This window comes from Micromonospora sp. DT47 (assembly GCF_049844475.1).
In the GTDB taxonomy this organism is placed as follows: domain Bacteria; phylum Actinomycetota; class Actinomycetes; order Mycobacteriales; family Micromonosporaceae; genus Micromonospora.
On the sequence record NZ_JBNCLC010000001.1, the window covers coordinates 288,820 to 306,478 of the forward strand.

Consider the following 17,659-nt stretch of genomic DNA (forward strand, 5'->3'; position numbering starts at 1 on the left):
CGCGCCGCGGGGCGTCGGGGATGGCGTCGGGGAGGTACACAGGAGGCCGCGCATCCGCCCGGGACCGCAACCCGAAGGGAGCCACCATGATCCTCGCCCGCGCCGACCAGGCCACCCGCCGGTACGGCGACGTGCTCGCCCTCGACCGGGTCGACCTCACCGTCGGCGCCGGTGAGCTGGTCGGCCTGCTGGGGCCGAACGGCGCCGGCAAGAGCACCCTGATCAACCTGCTGGTCGGGCTGCGGCACCCCACCGCCGGCCGGGTCGAGCTCTTCGGCGGCGACCCGCGCGACCCGGCGTCGCGCCGGCGGCTCGGGCTCACCCCGCAGGAGACCGGCCTGCCCGGCACCCTCCGGGTCGGCGAGGTGGTCGACTTCGTCGCCGCGCACTTCCCCGATCCGGTGCCCCGGGCCGAGCTGCTCGACCGGTTCGGCCTCGCCGACCAGGTACGCCGGCAGACCGGCGGCCTCTCCGGCGGTCAGCGGCGCCGGCTCGCGGTCGCGCTCGCCTTCGTCGGCCGGCCCCGGCTGGTGGTGCTCGACGAGCCGACCACCGGCCTGGACGTCGAGGCGCGGCACGCCCTCTGGGAGGCGATCCGGGCGTTCCACGCCGACGGCGGGACGGTCCTGCTGAGCAGCCACTACCTGGAGGAGGTGGAGGCGCTGGCGCAGCGGGTGGTGGTGATCGGCCGGGGTCGGGTGCTCGCCGACGACACCGTCGACGCGATCCGCGGCATCGTCGGCGTACGTCGGGTCAGCCTGGTCGCCGACGACCTGCCGGCGCTGCCCGGGGTGGTCGCCACCGAGCACGCCGAGGGGCGTACCCACCTGCTCACCACGGACGCCGACCAGCTGGTCCGCGACCTGGTCGGCGCCGGAGTGGCGTTCCGCGAGCTGGAGGTCCGCCCCACCTCGCTGGAGGAGGCCTTCCTGACCATCACCGCCGGCGACGAACCCGTCGCCGAGCCCGCCGCCGCCGCCTGAGGAGCCGACCACCATGCAGCTCGCCCTGGTCCACGCGCGCTACCAGCTGCTGGAGATCCTCCGGATCCCGGTCGCCGTGGTCGGCAGCGCATTCTTCCCGGCCGCCTCGATGATCTTCTTCGTGGTGCCGTTCGCCGGGGACGACCCGACCGCGGCCACCTACGCCACCGCCGCGATGGTCACCTTCTCCGTGCTCACCGCCAACGTCTTCCAGTACGGCGTCGGCGTCTCCGAGGACCGCGCGCAGCCCTGGAACCCGTACACCCGGACCCTGCCGGCCGGGGCCGCGCCGCGCTTCGCCGGCCGGATCCTCGCCGGGCTGGTACTGACGTACCTGTCCATGCTGCCGGTCGTGGTCATCGCGGCGGTCGCCACCGCCGCCCGGGTCACCCCGTTGCAGTTCCTGCTCGGCGCCGCCACCGTTGCCGTGGTGTCGGTGCCGTTCACCCTGCTCGGCCTCACCATCGGGTACGGGCTGCCGAGCAAGGCGGCGGTCGTGGTCGCGCAGGTCGTCTTCTTCCCGCTGGCCTTCGGCGGCGGCCTGCTCTCCGGCCCGGACGACGCCCCCGGCTTCATCCGGGCGATCGCCCCCTACCTGCCCACCCGGGGCGCGGTGGAGCTGATGTGGACGGCGGTCACCGACTGGCGGCCGAACCCGGTCTCCCTGGTCATGCTCGGGGTCTGGGTGGTGGCCCTGGCCGCGCTCGCCGGGTGGGCGTACCGGCGGGACGAGGGTCGCCGGTTCAGCTGACGTTTCGTCCGATTCTGCCCCGGCGGGCCACCGGGCGGTGCCACGATGCCGGCAGGGCGGGCCGCCGGGCCGCCCCCTGCCGAGAGGGGTCAGCGTGAGCACCGTCCCGCCGGGCACGCCCTGCTGGACCGACCTGGCCACGCCGGACCTGGAGGCCGCGAAGCGGTTCTACCCGGAGCTGTTCGGCTGGACCGGCCGGGTCGCGCCGCAGCCTGGGGCGGGCGGCTACACGACCTTCCTCAGGGACGGCCGGTCGGTGGCCGGGGCCGGACCGCCGGCCGTCCCCGACCAGGTGCCGATCTGGTCGACGTACGTGGCGGTCGACGACGCCGACCTGGCGGCCACCCGGGTGGAGGCGGCGGGCGGGCAGGTGCTGGTCGCCCCGTTCGACGTCTTCGACCAGGGGCGGATGGGCGTCTTCGCCGACCCGAGCGGCGCGGTGTTCAGCGTCTGGCAGCCGATCCGGATGGCCGGGGCGGAGCTGTTCAACGTCCCCGGGGCGATGTGCTGGAACGAGCTGGTCAGCCCGGACCCGGAGAGCGCGAAGGTCTTCTACGAGCTGGTCTTCGGCTGGCACCCGGAGGAGTGGCTGGCGGGTGAGATCGTCTACACCGGCTGGCGGTGCGGCGCGCGGATCGTGGCCGGCATGATGCCGCCGCTCGGCGACGGCTACCCGGACGACCTGCCCGCGTACTGGTCGGTGTACTTCGCCGTGGCGGACACCGATGCCACCGCCGCGCGGGCCGCCACCCTCGGCGGCACCATCCTCGTCCCGCCGCACGACAGCCCGCAGGGCCGGCTGGCCGCCCTCCGCGACCCCCAGGGTGCCCTCTTCGCCGTCATCACCCTCACCGCCGCCGACCCCGCCCCGGCCTGATCCGCCCGCGCGGTGTGCGGCGTGTCGCGCTTCCGCCTGATCCGCCCGCGGATCGCGGGATGTCGCGGTGTCCCGGGCGCCGGACACCGCCGGTTGCGACGTGTCGCCGGGGCGGGAGTGAAGGGCCGGGGGGTCAGCGGGGGCGGACGGGGACGACCAGGGGGCCGTGGTCGCCGGGGATGACCCGGACGTTGGCGCCGTAGTGGGTGGCCAGCAGGTGTTCGGTGAGCACCTCGGGGGGTGGGCCGGCTGCCACCACCCGGCCGTCGGCGAGCAGCACCAGGCGGTCGGCGTACTCGCCGGCGATGGAGAGGTCGTGCATGGTGGCGAGCACGGTCAGGCCGTGCTCCCGGCGGAGCTGGTCGACCAGCTCCAGCACCTCCTGCTGGTGGCCGATGTCCAACGCGCTGGTCGGCTCGTCCAGCAGCAGCAGGGTGGCACCCTGGGCGAGCGCCCGGGCCAGGAAGACCCGCTGCCGCTCACCGCCGGAGAGGGTGGCCAGCTCCCGGCCGTGGAACGCGCCGAGGTCCAACCGGTCCAGCACGTCGTGCACCGCGGCCAGGTCGGCGGCGGACTCCCGGCCCAGCGGCGGGATGTACGGGGTGCGCCCCAGCAGGACGTAGTCGAGCACCGACATGCCGGCCGGCACCACCGGGGTCTGCGCGACGGTGGCCACCACCCGGGCCCGCTCGCGGGGGCGGAGCGCCCGCAACGGCGTACCGAAGAGCGAGATGGCGTGCGGCGCGGGGAGCAGGCCGCCGACGGCGCGCAGCAGGGTCGACTTGCCGGCGCCGTTCGGGCCGATCACGGTGACCCACTCGCCGGACGCGACGGTCAGGTCGATACCGGCCAGGATCGGCGCGCCGCCCAGCATGACGTGCAGGTCGCGGACCTCGATCGCCGGAGCCGTCATGACAGCACCCGCCGGGTGGTGCGCAGCACCAGGACGAAGAACGGGCCGCCGAGCAGGGCGGTGACCACACCGATCGGAATCTCGGCGGGTGCGGCGGCGGTCCGGGCGACCACGTCGGTCAGCGCCAGGAACGCACCGCCGAAGAGCATGGAGAGCGGCAGGATCACCCGGTAGCTCGACCCGGCGAGTAGCCGCACGGTGTGCGGGACGATGATCCCGACGAAGCCGATCAGGCCGGAGGCGGAGACCGCCGCGGCGGTGCCGAGCGAGGCGGCGGCGATCAGCAGGTAACGGGAGCGCTGCGGGTGCAGCCCGAGGCCGCGGGCCTCGTCGTCGCCCACGGAGAGCACGTCCAGCTCCCTGCGGTGCAACAGCACCACGACCGCGGTGAGCACGAAGTACGGCAGGACCAGCAGGACGTCGTGCCAGCCGGCGGTGGCGAGCCGGCCGAGCAGCCAGGAGTAGACCTGCTGGATGCTGTCGGAGTGCCGTTGCAGCAGGTACGTCTGCCCGGCGGAGAGGAACGCCGAGACCGCCACCCCGGCCAGGATCAGCGTCGCCGGGGAACGGCCACGCCCGCCGGCCACCCCGAGCAGGTACGTCATCGCCACCGCGCCGAGCGAGCCGACGAACGCGGCCAGCGGCACGGTCACCGACATCCCGGTCACCGGATCCGGGACCGCGCCGAGCGCGATCACCGCGGTGACCGCCAGCCCGGCCCCCGCCGCCACGCCCAGCAGGTACGGGTCGGCCAGCGGGTTGCGAAACACCCCCTGGTACGCCCCGCCGGCCAGGGCGAGCAGCCCGCCGACCAGCAGGCCGAGCACCACCCGGGGCAGCCGCAGCTTGATCAGGATGTTGATCTCACTTTCGGTGAGACCGCTGTGCAGGTGCACCCCGGGCAGCAGGTTCAGCAGCTCCACGGTGACGCTGCCGGGTGGCAGGCTGACCGGGCCGAACGACACGCCGGCGACCAGGGCGACCAGCACCGCGCCGAGTCCGGCGGCGAGCCAGCGCTTGCGCAGCCCGGCCGGTCGGGCCGTACCACCGGCGCCCGGCCCGGAAGCGGCCCGACGCGGCCTCGGGGCGGTGGCGCCGGACGGGCCTGCGGTGGCGGCGCCGGACACCGTGGACGCGTCGTCACCCGGGCCGGACGCGGGTACGCCGGACGGCCGGGACGTTCCTGACGTCCCGGCCGTCCGGTCGGTGGAGTCCGTGGGTCGCACGGTCACCGACGGGTGACCGTCACGCGGGCACCTTGGCGACGGCGTCGACGATCGACCGGAGCTGGTCGACCACGCGCGGGCCCCAGCGCGAGGCGATGTCGTCGTCGAGCGCGACGATCTGGTTGTTCTTCACCGCGGTGACGCCGGCCCAGCCGCTGCGCGCCTTGACCGTCTCCGGGGTCTGCTTGCAGCACCTGGTGTCGGCCAGGAAGACGAAGTCCGGGTTCGCCTTGACGATGACCTCCTGGGAGAGCTGCGGGTAGCCGCCGTTTTTGCCGTCGGCGTCCGACGGGTCGGCGATGTTCTCCAGGCCGGCCAGCGCGTAGATCGAGCCGATGAAGGTCTTGCTGGTCGCGGTGTAGAGCTCCGGGCCCAGCTCGTGGTAGTAGGTCAGCTTCTTCGCCCGCTGCGGCAGGTCCTTGACCAGCTTGGCGATGTCGTCCTTCATCCGCTTGGTGACGTCGGACGCCTCCGCCGGGTGGCCGGTCAGCGCGCCCAGGTCGGTGATCTGCTGGTAGGAGTCGTCCAGGGTGGCCGCCGCCGGGGTGAGCAGCACCGGGATCTTCAGCGTGGTGAGCTGGTCGACGATCTTGTTGGTGTCGTTGGAGAGCACCACCAGGTCGGGGCTCTTGCCGGCGATCGCCTCGGCGTTCGGCTGGAAGCCGGACAGGTCGCTCTTCGGTGCGTCCGCCGGGTAGTTCGACTGGTCGTCGACGGCGGTGACCTGCTTGCCGGCGCCGATGGCGAAGAGCATCTCGGTCGCCGTCGGCGACAGCGAGACGATCTTCTCCGGGCGCTTCTCCAGCGTCAGCTTGCCGACGGTGACCGGGAAGGTGGCCGCCGAGCTGCTGCTGGCGGCGGGGGTGTCGTCGGAGGTCTTCTCGGCGCAGGCGCCGAGGGTCAGCGCGGCCACCGCGAGGGTGGCGGCGAGGAGCCGGGGGGTACGTCGGAACATCTGTCCTCCTGTCGGTCGAGGAGTGTGGTGCTTCGCCGACAGGGACCGCCTACGCGTACCCGCCCGCGAGGCGCCCTTCCTCGAGAGCGCGTGTCGCGACCAGCCGCAGGCGACCTGGCTCGTCCCCGCGCGGGGCGGGGCATCACAGTTGCGGGACAGCGCCGGTTTCGCACCGGCTTCGCTGCGGGATGGTCGGTGCCACGGTAGCGCACGACCAGCGGAGATCGTCCGGACGGGAGGGGTGGGTGGGGCCCCGTCGGGTCTTTACGGGGCCCCACCCGGGGTTACGAACTGGTGATGGTGACGTTGTCCACAGCCGCCTCGACCAGGCTGGCGCCGGAGGCGTCCGCGGCCTCGACCAGGATCCGCACCGACTGGCCGGCGTACGGGGTGAGATTCAGGTTCGACACCGTCCAGGCGCCGTCCCGGTCGCTCGCCGCCCCGGCCTGGTTGAGCAGGGTGGTGGTGCCGCCGTTGTGGATCACGCTGGCCTTGAAGTAATCGGCCGACGAGGCGTTCGAGCCGTGCGCCAGGTACCAGGCGAGCGACAGGGTGAGCGTGCCGGTCGAGGGCAGGGTCACCGCCGGGGAGCGGGCGCTGGTCACCCCGCCGTCGACGTCGTGGTCACCCGCCGCGGTGCCGGCCAACCGGCCGGTGACCAGGTCGTTGCTCCCGGCGTACGGGGTGAGCTGCTTGGCGCCGGAGGAGCTGGTCGCCTGGGCGGCACCCCGTTCCCACGCCCCGGTGGTGGCGGTGTCCGTCGCGTTCGGGTTGGTGGTCCAGCCGGTGGCGGTCTCGAAGGTGTCCGACCAGACCGTGGTGCCGCCACCGCCGCCGCAGTACTGGGACTGCTTGCCGATCGCCCGGTACGGGCAGTCGGCGTACTCGCCGAGCAGCAGCACCGCCTCCCTGTTGCGGGAGGTCTGCGCGGGGATCACCTCGTCCGGCGGGTAGAAGCCGCCACCGGTGGCCGAGCCCGGGTACATCTCGAAGGTGTACGCCCAGATGCCGTGGGTGGCCCACATCCAGTCGATGCTGGTGCCGTCGGCGATGTAGAGGTCGCTGGACTGCTCCGGGGTGTAGCCGTTGGTGTTCGCCATCTGCTGGCCGATGGTGGCGAAGGTGCTGTACTGGTCGGCGCTCATCCCGCCGGGGGTGTTCGCGGTGGTGTAGCCGAACGGCCAGAGCACCAGCTGCGAGTAGGTGTGGAAGTCGATGTTGGCCTTGATCTGCTGCACCCCGCCGACCACCCGGCTGTTGACGAAGTTGCGCAGGGCGCTGGTCTCCGGCGCGGAGAAGGCGGACGGGCCGCGGTAGGTCTCCGACGAGGTGCTGCCGGACGAGCCGCCGCAGCAGCCCCACTGGTATGACCAGTTCCGGTTCAGGTCGGTGCCGACGTAGCTGGAGCCGCTGTTGGGCTGCCGGTTCTTCCGCCAGGAGCGGTACGACCCGGTGGCGATGTCGTACTCGCTGCCGTCCGGGTTGACGGTGGGGACGATCCAGATCTCCCGGGAGTTCACGATGTTGGTGATCCGGGAGTCGGTGCCGTAGCTGTCGGTGAAGAGGTTGAGCAGGTAGATCGCCATCTCGACGGTCAGGTGCTCGCGGGCGTGCTGCTGGGCGTTGAAGAGGATCTCCGGCTCGTTCTCGTCGGTGCCGACGTTGTCGGAGATCTTCACCGCCATCAGGTCGCGACCCTCGTACGACGTACCGATGCTGCTCTTCTTCGCGATGGCCGGGTGGTCCGCGACCACCTGGTTCACCACGGCGGTCAGCTCGGCGTAGTCGTGGTAGTTGGAGTCGGCGGGTGGGAAGGCCAGGGTGCCGGCCTCGCCGGACGGGGCGGCCGCGGCGTCCCGCTCCAGCCGGAAGCCGAGCCGGGTGATGGCCGCCGCCTCGGCCCGGGTGGCCGAGACGTGCAGCACGCCGTGCTCGGAGTAGTCGATCGCCGCGCCGGTGCGGGCGACGGCGTTCCGGTCGGCGAGGGTACGTGGGCCGAGCACCCGGTAGCCGACGGCGGCCGGCTCGGGTTCGGCGGCCGGTCGTGCGGAGACCGGGCCGGTGGCGACGGTGACGAGGCCGAGCCCGACGGCGACGGCCAGCGCGAGCCGGCGCCGCAGGGGGGACGTGCGGAGGGCCATGGACAACCTCCTCGGGGTGCGGGAGATCCCGTTGTCCGCACACTTCACCAGGAGTCACATGGTCATATCAATATCCATCGCTGCTGTGAACCATCCCGGTCGGATCCTCATACCGGCAATGATTTTCCGCTGCTCAACCTCTGGCGAAACTTCCTTCCGAGCGGGACAGTGAACAGCAACGATGCCCTCATCTCGCGGAGTTGCCATGGTTGCCAGCACCCCCCTGCGCGCGGTCGCCCTCGCCGGAGTCGCCGCGCTGACCCTTCTCGACGCGACCGCCCCCGCCCACGCCGATCCGGTCACCGCCCTCGTTCACGACGAGCAGATCACCTGGCAGGACTGGACAAGCGACACCGACTGGGCGACCGGCGACACCGCCGGCACGGTGGTCGCCCCCGCCGGGCTCACCCTCGGCACGCCGGTCGGCACCACCGTCTACAAGGACCCGCACAGCAAGAGCAAGCGGAGCTGGGCGTACGGCACCTGGACGTCACCGGTGACCGAGGTCGGCTTCGACGCCACCGAGCTGGTCGCCTCCTGGAACGCCGACACCCCGGCCGGCACCTGGATCCAGGTCGAGCTCCAGGGCACCTACACCACCGGCACCCACACCCCCTGGTACGTGATGGGACGCTGGGCCTCCGGCGACGCCGACATCAAACGGACCACCGTCGACAAGCAGGGCGACAAGACCTCGAGCGTCTGGACCGACACCTTCGCCATCGACGACGCCGCCGCCGGGGTGCTGCTGCGGGCGTACCAGCTGCGGCTGACCCTCTACCGGGACCCGGCGGGCACCGCGTCGCCGGTGGTCCGCACGGTCGGCACGATGAGTTCGCACGTGCCCGACCGGTTCACCGTCACCCCGAGCGCCGGCGGCATCGCCTGGGGCACCGAGCTGGCCGTACCGCGCTACTCGCAGAACGTCCACGCCGGCCACTACCCCGAGTACGACGGGGGCGGCGAGGCCTGGTGCTCGCCCACCTCGACCGAGATGGTCATCGAGTACTGGGGCCGGAAGCCGTCCGCGGCGGACACCGCCTGGGTCGACCCGACGTACCCGGACCCCACGGTCAACCACGCCGCCCGGTCGACCTACGACCACCAGTACGACGGCGCCGGCAACTGGCCGTTCAACACCGCGTACGCGGCCACCTTCCCGGGCCTGGAGGGGCGGGTGACCCGGCTGCACTCGCTGGACGAGCTGGAGCACTTCATCGCCGCCGGCATCCCCGTGGTGACCAGCCAGTCCTTCCTGGCCAGCGAGCTGGACGGGGCGGGCTACGGCACCTCCGGGCACCTGATGGTGGTGGTCGGCTTCACCGCCGACGGCGACGTGATCGCCAACGACCCCGCCTCGTCCAGCAATGAGGCGGTCCGGAACGTCTACCAGCGGGAGCAGTTCGAGCAGATCTGGCTGCGGACCAAGCGCACCACCGCCAGCGGCGGCACCGGCAGCGGCTCCGGCGGCATCGCGTACCTGATCAAGCCGACCGACGTGCCCTGGCCGACGGTCCCCGGCTCCACCAACTGGTGAAGGCGGACGGGTCCGGCGCGGTCGACCGCGCCGGACCCGTCCTACCACTTAGCCCTGTCCGGGCGTGTACGAGAACACCTCGCCCGACGACTCCTCACGGCGCCGGCGGACCATCCGGACGATGATGACCACCCAGGCCACCGCGGCCAGCACGCCCGCCACGGTCATCCCCGTGACCACCAGCCAGGTGGAGCCACCCGTGGTGGAGAAGACGCCCTTGCGGGCGCCGGTGTCCCGGGCCGGGGCGGTGGCGCCCTCGGTCAGCCCGTCCGGAGCGTCGTAGAGGAGGACGTCGGTGCGCCGGGCACCGCCCTCCGTAGCCACGAAGTCACCATGCCATTCGCAGTTGCGGCGCGAGCACTCCTCGTCCACCGCGGTGAACGTGCCCGCCGTACCGCCGCCGCCCTTGGCCTGCCAGGTCGGCACCAGGTCGGTGCCGCCCAGCATCAGCCCGATGGCGGCGATCGCCGGGAGCCCGATCCAGACGAACACCTTCGTCTGCCAGCCACTGATCTTGTCCATGAAAGCCACGGCGGCAGACCCTAGCGGGCGCGGACCGATCCCGCTGCCCCGTTTTCGCCGCTGGTGGGTCCGATCCGGGCGGACGCGCGTCCCCGGGTCAGCTCTCCCGACGCTCGCCCTCGCCCGGCTGGTCGTCGCCGGCCAGCGCGGAGCGCAGCCGCTCCTTCTCGGCGCGCCGCCGCTCGGCGGCGGCGGCCATCTCCTCGGCCATCTCGTCGCGCCAGCCGCGCAGCAGGAAGAACGAGGCCGCCGCGGAGAACGCCAGCGCCAGTATCAGCTTGAGGAAGGGGTTCATGTCGATCGGCCAGAGGGCTGCCACGACCACGACGAACAGCCCGATCCGGCCCAGCGTGTACTTGACCGCCGCGCTCACGTTCCCACTCCGTTCTCCGCGCCCCGGGTGGCCCCGGGCGGGTGGTTCAGCCCGTCCGCCGGGCCAGCCAGTGCACGCCCTGGAACCAGAGCACCGCGTAGACCAGGGTGAACGCGAGCGCGCCCAGCCCACCGGTGAGCAGCGGCGCAAGGCCGCCGGCCAGCCCGGCGACCAGCAGCCCGCCGACCGCCGCGACCGCCGCGGCGACCAGCGCCGCGACCACCCGGGCGGCGCCGAACTCCCAGGCCCGGAAGTCGTCCCAGAACAGCCAGGCCGGCAGGATCACCGCGAGCCAGCCGTTGGTACGCCCGAAATCCCCGGCGCCGATCGACGCGAAGGCCAGGTCGAACAGCACCAGCGCCAGCATGCCGACGACCCAGCCGGCGAGGCCGATCCCGACCAGGTCGCCCAGGGTGAGGATGCGCCCCTCGGCGTCCCGGCGGGGAAACCCGCTCCGCTGCTCACTCATGACGCTACGAGGGTACGCGAGCCGGTGCCCCCGGCCCGCCACGGCCGGCTCAGGCCCAGACCTGCTGCGGCTCGGAGCGACGCTCGGCCAGCGACGGGGGCTTGTCGTACTCCCGGACCACGTTGTAGCGGGTGTCCCGCTCGACCGGCTGGAAGCCGGCGTCCCAGATCAGGTGCAGCAGGTCGTCCCGGTGCATCGTGTTCGGCGTGCCGTACGAGTCGGCGTCGTGGGTGATCTTGTATTCGACGACCGAACCGTCCAGGTCGTCCACGCCGAAGTTGAGCGACAGCTGGGCCACCGAGAGCCCGTGCATCACCCAGAAGTTCTTGAGGTGCGGGACGTTGTCGAAGAGCAGCCGGGAGACCGCGAAGGTCTTGAGCGACTCGGCCGGCGAGGCCATCGTGGTCCGGGCCTGGATCCGGTTACGGATCTTGCCGTCCGCCGAGTCGACGAAGTCGTGCTGGTAGCGCAACGGGATGAAGACCGCGAACCCGCCCGTCTCGTCCTGCAGCTCACGCAGCCGCAGCACGTGGTCGACCCGGTGCCGGGGCTCCTCGATGTGGCCGTACAGCATGGTCGACGGCGTCTTCATGCCCTTCGAGTGGGCCAGCCGATGGATCCGCGACCAGTCCTCCCAGTGGCACTCGTGGTCGACGATGTGCTGGCGGACCTCCCAGTCGAAGATCTCCGCACCGCCGCCGGTCAGCGACTCCAGGCCGGCGTCCATCAGCTCGTCGAGGATCTCGTCGGCGGAGAGGCCGCTGATCTTCTCGAACCACTGCACCTCGGTCGCGGTGAAGCACTTGAGCTTGACGTTCGGCAGCGCCGCCTTCAGCTCGCGCAGCACCTTGGGGTAGTAGCGCCAGGGCAGCGTCGGGTGCAGGCCGTTGACGATGTGCAGCTCCGTGAGCTGCTCGTCCTCCATCTCCTTGGCCTTGCGGACCGCCTCGTCGATGCGCATCGTGTAGGCGTCCTTCTCCCCCGGCTTGCGCTGGAAGGAGCAGTACGCGCACGACGCGGAGCAGACGTTGGTGAGGTTGAGGTGCCGGTTGACGTTGAACATCACCCGGTCGCCGTTCATCTCGGTGCGCTTGTGGTGGGCGAGCCGCCCCAGCCAGGCCAGGTCGTCGCTGTCGTAGAGGGCGATGCCGTCCTCGCGGCTCAGCCGCTCCCCGGCGTACACCTTCGCTTCGAGCTCACGCTTGAGTCCGGCGTCCATCGAAAGCCACGTCCCTTCCACCTGCGGTCCCGGTCGAGCCTACGTCGGCCCACCGACCGGCCGGCAGGACGGGCACCGGCAGCGACGTACTTCACCGGACTCTCAGCCTGACGTAACCCGGCGACGCATCGACATCGTTGCCCCGGTGCGGTAGACAGAGTGGGGCGCGACACACACTGGTAGCGTCCCGGTTCGCCGCGGCAACCTAGCGCGGCACGGCACGCCGAGCGGGGAGCGTAATGGTCGACAGTGGGCGCGGGCCACGGCAGCGACGACGCGGGACCCCGGTGATCTCGCCGGTGCTGCGCCCGACGCTCTGGTCGGCCCTGCTCGGCGCCGTCGCGGCGATGGCGCTGGCCACCCCGTCGTACGCCGATCCGGCGCTGCCCGGCGTCGTACCCGACACCGGCGCCCGCCCGGTCGCCACCGGCGACCTGCGACTGCCCGGCTATCCCACCACGACGCTGCCCGGCGGCGCCGCCACCCTGCCGACCACCGGCGTGGCCGCCAACCCACTGCTGGCCCGGATCGACGCCCTGCAGGAGGAGAACCGGCAGCTCGGCGACCACATGCTCGACCTGCGCCAGCAGCGCGACGACGCCCGCGCGCAGCTGACCCTGGCCGAGCGTGACCTGGCGACAGCCCGGGACGCGCTGGCGAATGCCCAGCAGCGCGCCGACGACGTCGCCGCCGACGCGTTCAAGGCCGCCGCCGCACTGCCGCCCGGCGAGCTCGCCCGGGACCTGCAGGGGCTGAGCGACCTGAAGCGGCTCTCCCGGGGCGAGCAGGCCGAGGGCGCGACCACCGCCGCAGACGGGGAGCTGTCCCGGGCCCGGGCGGCCGAGCAGTGGGCCGCCCAGGCGCTGACCGCCACCCAGGACCGGGTCCGCCGGGCCGAGGGGGAGCTCACCACCGCCCAGACCCGGCTGCGGCAGAGCGACGCCGAGCTGGTCAAGCTCCGCGCCGAGAACCAGGCCCAGCTGATCCAGTTCGAGCGCCAGCGGGAGGCCGCCGAGCAGAAGCTGGGCGCGGCGTACGTCGAGGGGCAGAGCACCACCGGGCTGATCGCCAGCCCGCAGGCCCTGGCCGCCGTCCGCTACGCGCTGGCGCAGCTCGGCGACCCGTACCTCTGGTCGGCCGAGGGGCCGGACCGCTTCGACTGCTCCGGCCTGATGTGGGCCGCATACCGGTCGGCCGGCTACTACGATCTGCCCCGGGTCTCCCGGGACCAGTACTACGCCACTCGCGGCCGGACGGTGGACCGCAGCGCGCTGCTCCCCGGCGACCTGCTCTTCTTCGCCTCCGGCGGCAGCTGGACGGCGATCCACCACGTCGGGATGTACCTCGGCGGCGGCAAGATGGTCCAGGCGCCGAGCACCGGCGACGTGGTCAAGATCTCGACGGTCCGGTGGTCCGCGCTCTACGCCGCCACCCGGGTCGTCGGGGCGGTGCCCGGCCCGGTCACCTCGATCCCGCCGGCGCCGCTGCCGACCACGCCGTCGCCGCGGCCCGGCGGGACGTCCAGCCAGACGCCCACCCGGCCCCCGTCGACGCCGCCGAGCACGCCGCCGACCTCCCCGCCCTCGACGCCGCCGAGCACCCCGCCGTCGACGCCGCCGACCACCCCGCCCTCGACGCCGCCGAGCACCCCGCCGTCGCCCACCACTCCGCCGCCGTCGGAGAGCCCCGCCCCGGTGCCGAGCACGTCGGAGTCCACCTCGCCCACGCCGGAGACCAGCACCGTCGCGCCGACCACGGCCGAGAGCAGCACGGCACCGGAGAGCAGCACCTCCGCCTCGACCTCGACCTCGGCGAGCACCGGGAGCTGACCCGCGGCAGCCGGGCCGCCCCACCTCCGGTATGCCCTCCGACTGTGCCGAAGGGTCGGAATGTGGCACCGTGACAGGCAGGCACACCCGGCCCGGAGTCACGGGCGCGGGTGCGGGCGCGGCGCGGAGGGCGAGCATGGGCGATCACCAGGTTCCGGCGGAGACCGTCGACCGCGGATCCGTGCCCGATCCCGCCGGCCGGGAAGCCGCCTCCGGTCCGTCCGCTGTCGACGGCCCCCGGCAGGTCGGGGCGGGTGCCGCCGCGCCGGCGCGGGCCCGGGCCAGCGTCGCCACCGTCACCGCACCGCCCGAGGGCGGCGACCTGCCGGCGGCCCCGGCCACCAGCACCACCTACCGCGCCGGTGCGCCCGCCGCCACCCCGACCGGCTCCCCCGCCGGTCCGGACGAGGCCGCCCCCGCCGTCGGGCCGACCGGCCGCCGTCCCACCGACCTCGTTCCGGGGCAGGCCGGCCGCCACCCGTCCGACTCCGCTCCCGCCCCGGCCGCCCCGGCGGTGCCGGAGCAGCGGGGTGGCACGCCGGGCGGACCCGCCCGGGCCAGCGCTGTCGTGCCCGGGCTCAGCCGGATCTCCGCCGAGGAGGCCGGCGCCGGAGCTGCCGCCGGCGCGGTCGGCCGGGCCGATGGCGGCGCCGCCACGGTCTACCGGTCGACCCCGGTCAATCCGGAGCCGCCCGAGCCGGCCCAGCCACCGGAGCCGGCGCAGCCGCCCACCCCACCGACGCCCGAGCCGGAACCGGCCCCGGAGCCCGCGCCGAGCCCGGTCCCGCCGGCGCCGACACCAGAGCCGCCGGCACCCGGGCCATTCCCCGCGCCGGTGCCGCCGCTGCCGGGTCCGCCGCCCGGGCCGCGTCCCACCCCGCCGGGGCCGGTGCCGCCCGTGCCCGGCCCGCCCGTGCCGCCGCCCGGTCCGCCGCTGCCCGGGCCACCGCCGCCGCCCGGCCCGATGCCGGCGCCGCCGTTCCCGCCCCCGCCGGCCATGCCGGGCGCGACCGGCGCAGCCCCGGTCTCCGCGCCGCCGGCCGGCCGGTCCCCGGTCATCGCGTCCGCGCGTGCCACGGCGCCCGTCTCGGCGCCGCCGTACCGGGCCGCCGCGTCCGTCTCCGCGCCGCCGGCTTCCACGGCTCCCGCCTCCGCGCCGCCGGTCAGCTCGGGGCCGCTGTACCGCGCCGCCGCTGCGCCGCCGGCCGCGTCGACGCCGCCGGTGGTGCCGGCGCCGGCCACGCCGAGCTGGCCGGCATCCGACCTGACCGACCACCGGAGCGCGCCCTCCCGAGGTACGCCCGGCGGCGGGCACCCGGCCGGCGAGAGCGCGGGCGGGTCGTACCGGGGCGGGACCGTTGGCGGGCCGTACCGGGGCGGGAGCGCGGGCGGGTCGGGCACCCCGTACCGGGGCGGGCCGGACCTGGCCAGCACCGCCTACGGCGGCACCGACGGGCCGGGCTTCTCGACGGTCTCCTTCCCGGCCGGCAACCCACTGGACAACTCCGGCTCGCTGACCGGGCACATCCTCGCCCAGGGCTGGGCCGACACGCCCACCCCGCGGTCCAACACAGCCAAGGTGGTGATCGTGCTGGCCGCCTCCCTGGGGCTGCTGGTGACGATCAGCGTGCTGCTCGTCCTGCTCGCCAACGACGCGCTGGACGGTCTGGTGGGCAACGTCCTGAGCAAGTGAGCCCCGGGACGGGAGCGATGGTGAGCCCGCCCACTACCCGCTCGCGCTCGGCCGTCGGTGTCGCCGGGCCGCCGTACACTTGTCCCGATCACTGACCTGGCGCGCACGGTGCGCGCCCATGGGCGATCTTGCGGGCGATTCGGCGGAGTGCACAGCCGCGGCGGGCCATCGCGAAGATGCGCCCCGCTCGAAAGGCATTTCTTGACCACCTCCGCTGACCCCGGCACCATTCCGTCCGCCCTCGACCTCCCGACCGGGGACGCCCCCGTCGCCGAGATCAACTTCGCCGACCTGGGGCTGCCCCAGCCGCTGGTCGCCACGCTCGCCCGGCAGGGCATCACCACCCCGTTCGAGATCCAGCGGGCCACCCTCCCGGACGCCCTCGCCGGCCGGGACGTGCTCGGCCGGGGCCAGACCGGCTCCGGCAAGACCCTCGCCTTCGGCCTGCCGATCATCGCCCGGCTCGCCGACCGCAACCGGGCCCGGCCGCTGCACCCGCGGGCCCTGGTCCTGGTCCCCACCCGGGAACTGGCCATGCAGGTCAACGACGCGCTGATGCCGCTCGGCAAGGCGGTCGGGATCTTCCTCAAGACCACCGTCGGCGGCGTCCCGTACGACCGGCAGATCGACGCGCTGCGCCGCGGCGTGGAGATCATCGTGGCCACCCCGGGGCGGCTCGGCGACCTGATCTCCCGTGGCGTCTGCAACCTGGACGACGTCGAGGTGACCGTGCTCGACGAGGCCGACCAGATGGCCGACATGGGCTTCCTGCCCGAGGTGACCGAGCTGCTGGCGAAGACGCCGGCCGGCTCGCAGCGGCTGCTCTTCTCGGCCACCCTGGACGGTGACGTGGACGCGCTGGTCAGGCGGTTCATGACCGACCCGGTCACCCACTCCACCGCGCCCTCCACCGCCTCGGTGTCCACCATGGACCACCACATGCTGCTGATCCCGCCGCACGACAAGTTCTCCGTGACGGCGTCGATCGCGGCCCGGGACGGCCGGACGATGGTGTTCGCCCGTACCCAGCTCGGCGTCGACCGGCTGGTCGAGCAGCTGGCCGCGGTGGGCGTACGGGCCGGCGGGCTGCACGGCGGCAAGACCCAGCGGATGCGGACCAAGACCCTGGCCGAGTTCCGTGAAGGCCGGGTGAACGTCCTGGTCGCCACCGACGTGGCCGCCCGGGGCATCCACGTCGACGGGGTCTCGCTGGTACTGCACGTTGACCCGCCGAAGGAACCGAAGGACTACCTGCACCGCGCGGGCCGTACCGCCCGGGCCGGCGAGTCCGGCGCGGTGGCCACCCTGGTCCTGCCCAAGCAGCGCCGCACCACCCTGGCCATGCTGGAGAAGGCGGGCGTCGAGCCGGAGGAGTCCCGCGTGCGGGCCGGCGACCCGACGCTGGCCGAGCTGACCGGCGCCCGCGAGCCGAGCGGGGTCCCGGTGCGTGAGGAGCCCGAGCCGCGCCGGCACGGCGACCGGCCCGGCGGCCCGCGCCGCTTCGGCGACCGCGGGGACCGGCGGTTCGGCGACCGGCCGAGCGGCGAGCGCCGCTTCGGCGACCGCGACGGCCGGGGCGAGCGCCGGTTCGGCGACCGGCCGACCGGTGAGCGCCGGTTCGGCGACCGGCCGCAGGGCGAGCGCTTCGGCGACCGGCGGTTCGACGGCCGCACCGAGCGCCCGGCCGGTGACCGTTCCTTCGGCGACCGCGCGCAGGGCGAGCGCCGCTACGACGGCCGGGGCGAGCGCTTCGGCGACCGCGCTGAGCGCGGCGGCGACGGCCGGGGCGAGCGCCGGTTCGAGGGCCGCGGCGAGCGTCCGGCCGGCGACCGCTCCTTCGGTGACCGCGGCGACCGCTCAATCGGTGACCGCGGCCAGCGGAGCTTCGGCGACCGCACCGACCGGCCGGCCGGCGAGCGCCGGTTCGGCGACCGGGACACCCGGGGCGAGCAGCGCTTCGGCGACCGCCCGCAGGGTGAGCGTCGCTTCGGCGGCGAGCAGCGCGGCGGCGACCGTCAGGGCGGGTTCCGTCCCGAGGGGCGGGGCCGGGACGACCAGCCGCGCGACGACCGGCGCGGCTTCGGCGGCCGGCCGCCGGCGCGTACCCACTGATCCTGCCGACCACCCGGAACGCCGTCGCGGAGCCCACGCTCCGCGGCGGCGTTTCCGCA

15 protein-coding genes and 1 riboswitch are annotated in these 17,659 nt (G+C 74.0%); of the genes, 7 read left to right on the forward strand and 8 right to left on the reverse strand.

The window, feature by feature from the left end; genetic code table 11:
- The first annotated feature begins 86 nt into the window (after window positions 1-86).
- From ACLQ2U_RS01435 to ACLQ2U_RS01445, 3 genes are all read left to right on the forward strand, one after another.
- Window positions 87-983: an ABC transporter ATP-binding protein gene (locus ACLQ2U_RS01435; protein WP_425748650.1), complete on the forward strand. Its 897-nt coding sequence runs from the start codon at window positions 87-89 to the stop codon at window positions 981-983.
- 13 nt (window positions 984-996) lie between these two features.
- A complete protein-coding gene (locus tag ACLQ2U_RS01440; RefSeq protein ID WP_425748651.1) occupies window positions 997-1,734 on the forward strand; it encodes an ABC transporter permease in 738 nt (245 codons plus the stop codon).
- A gap of 94 nt (window positions 1,735-1,828) precedes the next feature.
- Window positions 1,829-2,611 carry a VOC family protein gene (locus ACLQ2U_RS01445; RefSeq protein ID WP_425748652.1) on the forward strand — a complete coding sequence of 261 codons (783 nt, stop codon included), beginning with the start codon at window positions 1,829-1,831 and terminating at the stop codon, window positions 2,609-2,611.
- A 133-nt stretch (window positions 2,612-2,744) separates the two neighbouring features.
- Here the strand turns inward: ACLQ2U_RS01445 and ACLQ2U_RS01450 are convergent, their stop codons facing one another.
- The 4 genes from ACLQ2U_RS01450 to ACLQ2U_RS01465 form a co-directional block, all read right to left on the reverse strand.
- Complete coding sequence (locus tag ACLQ2U_RS01450) at window positions 2,745-3,524, reverse strand: ABC transporter ATP-binding protein (RefSeq protein ID WP_425748653.1); 780 nt, start codon at window positions 3,522-3,524, stop codon at window positions 2,745-2,747.
- Window positions 3,521-4,549 (reverse strand): FecCD family ABC transporter permease, encoded by a 1,029-nt coding sequence (locus ACLQ2U_RS01455; RefSeq protein ID WP_425748878.1) that lies wholly within the window; start codon window positions 4,547-4,549, stop codon window positions 3,521-3,523. Before ACLQ2U_RS01455 ends, ACLQ2U_RS01450 begins: the two co-directional genes overlap by 4 nt.
- A gap of 220 nt (window positions 4,550-4,769) precedes the next feature.
- Window positions 4,770-5,705, reverse strand: a complete 936-nt coding sequence (locus ACLQ2U_RS01460; protein WP_425748654.1) for an ABC transporter substrate-binding protein — start codon at window positions 5,703-5,705, stop codon at window positions 4,770-4,772.
- A gap of 113 nt (window positions 5,706-5,818) precedes the next feature.
- A riboswitch (cobalamin riboswitch) is annotated at window positions 5,819-5,882 on the reverse strand.
- 107 nt (window positions 5,883-5,989) lie between these two features.
- Window positions 5,990-7,846, reverse strand: a complete 1,857-nt coding sequence (locus ACLQ2U_RS01465; RefSeq protein ID WP_425748655.1) for a M14 family metallopeptidase — start codon at window positions 7,844-7,846, stop codon at window positions 5,990-5,992.
- Between the two features lie 205 nt (window positions 7,847-8,051).
- Between ACLQ2U_RS01465 and ACLQ2U_RS01470 the strand changes: the two genes are divergently transcribed.
- Complete coding sequence (locus tag ACLQ2U_RS01470) at window positions 8,052-9,383, forward strand: C39 family peptidase (RefSeq protein ID WP_425748656.1); 1,332 nt, start codon at window positions 8,052-8,054, stop codon at window positions 9,381-9,383.
- A gap of 48 nt (window positions 9,384-9,431) precedes the next feature.
- Here ACLQ2U_RS01470 and ACLQ2U_RS01475 read toward each other — a convergent pair whose 3' ends face one another.
- The 4 genes from ACLQ2U_RS01475 to mqnE all read right to left on the reverse strand — a co-directional run bounded on the left by ACLQ2U_RS01475 (window position 9,432) and on the right by mqnE (window position 11,966).
- Window positions 9,432-9,914, reverse strand: coding sequence for a hypothetical protein (locus ACLQ2U_RS01475; RefSeq protein ID WP_425748657.1), 483 nt, complete (start codon window positions 9,912-9,914; stop codon window positions 9,432-9,434).
- An 88-nt stretch (window positions 9,915-10,002) separates the two neighbouring features.
- Window positions 10,003-10,278 (reverse strand): DUF4229 domain-containing protein, encoded by a 276-nt coding sequence (locus ACLQ2U_RS01480; protein WP_425748658.1) that lies wholly within the window; start codon window positions 10,276-10,278, stop codon window positions 10,003-10,005.
- 46 nt (window positions 10,279-10,324) lie between these two features.
- Complete coding sequence (locus ACLQ2U_RS01485) at window positions 10,325-10,747, reverse strand: hypothetical protein (RefSeq protein ID WP_425748659.1); 423 nt, start codon at window positions 10,745-10,747, stop codon at window positions 10,325-10,327.
- A 49-nt stretch (window positions 10,748-10,796) separates the two neighbouring features.
- The gene (gene mqnE / locus ACLQ2U_RS01490; protein ID WP_425748660.1) at window positions 10,797-11,966 is read right to left on the reverse strand and encodes an aminofutalosine synthase MqnE; all 1,170 of its coding nucleotides are present in this window, start codon (window positions 11,964-11,966) and stop codon (window positions 10,797-10,799) included.
- Window positions 11,967-12,205: 239 nt separating this feature from the next.
- Here mqnE and ACLQ2U_RS01495 point away from each other — a divergent pair, with 239 nt between their 5' ends.
- The 3 genes from ACLQ2U_RS01495 (at window position 12,206) to ACLQ2U_RS01505 (ending at window position 17,600) form a co-directional block, all read left to right on the forward strand.
- Complete coding sequence (locus ACLQ2U_RS01495) at window positions 12,206-13,795, forward strand: NlpC/P60 family protein (RefSeq protein WP_425748661.1); 1,590 nt, start codon at window positions 12,206-12,208, stop codon at window positions 13,793-13,795.
- Window positions 13,796-13,931: 136 nt separating this feature from the next.
- Window positions 13,932-15,488, forward strand: coding sequence for a hypothetical protein (locus tag ACLQ2U_RS01500; RefSeq protein ID WP_425748662.1), 1,557 nt, complete (start codon window positions 13,932-13,934; stop codon window positions 15,486-15,488).
- Between the two features lie 201 nt (window positions 15,489-15,689).
- Complete coding sequence (locus tag ACLQ2U_RS01505) at window positions 15,690-17,600, forward strand: DEAD/DEAH box helicase (protein ID WP_425748663.1); 1,911 nt, start codon at window positions 15,690-15,692, stop codon at window positions 17,598-17,600.
- Window positions 17,601-17,659 lie beyond the last annotated feature (59 nt).

Bases quoted from the DNA above. Each gene is read 5' to 3' on its own strand.
- ACLQ2U_RS01435 (WP_425748650.1), top strand. From the start codon at position 87: ATGATCCTCGCCCGCGCCGACCAGGCCACCCGCCGGTACGGCGACGTG.
- ACLQ2U_RS01440 (WP_425748651.1), top strand. From the start codon at position 997: ATGCAGCTCGCCCTGGTCCACGCGCGCTACCAGCTGCTGGAGATCCTC.
- ACLQ2U_RS01450 (WP_425748653.1), bottom strand. From the start codon at position 3,524: ATGACGGCTCCGGCGATCGAGGTCCGCGACCTGCACGTCATGCTGGGC.
- ACLQ2U_RS01460 (WP_425748654.1), bottom strand. From the start codon at position 5,705: ATGTTCCGACGTACCCCCCGGCTCCTCGCCGCCACCCTCGCGGTGGCC.
- ACLQ2U_RS01465 (WP_425748655.1), bottom strand. From the start codon at position 7,846: ATGGCCCTCCGCACGTCCCCCCTGCGGCGCCGGCTCGCGCTGGCCGTC.
- ACLQ2U_RS01470 (WP_425748656.1), top strand. From the start codon at position 8,052: ATGGTTGCCAGCACCCCCCTGCGCGCGGTCGCCCTCGCCGGAGTCGCC.
- ACLQ2U_RS01485 (WP_425748659.1), bottom strand. From the start codon at position 10,747: ATGAGTGAGCAGCGGAGCGGGTTTCCCCGCCGGGACGCCGAGGGGCGC.
- mqnE (WP_425748660.1), bottom strand. From the start codon at position 11,966: ATGGACGCCGGACTCAAGCGTGAGCTCGAAGCGAAGGTGTACGCCGGG.
- ACLQ2U_RS01495 (WP_425748661.1), top strand. From the start codon at position 12,206: ATGGTCGACAGTGGGCGCGGGCCACGGCAGCGACGACGCGGGACCCCG.
- ACLQ2U_RS01500 (WP_425748662.1), top strand. From the start codon at position 13,932: ATGGGCGATCACCAGGTTCCGGCGGAGACCGTCGACCGCGGATCCGTG.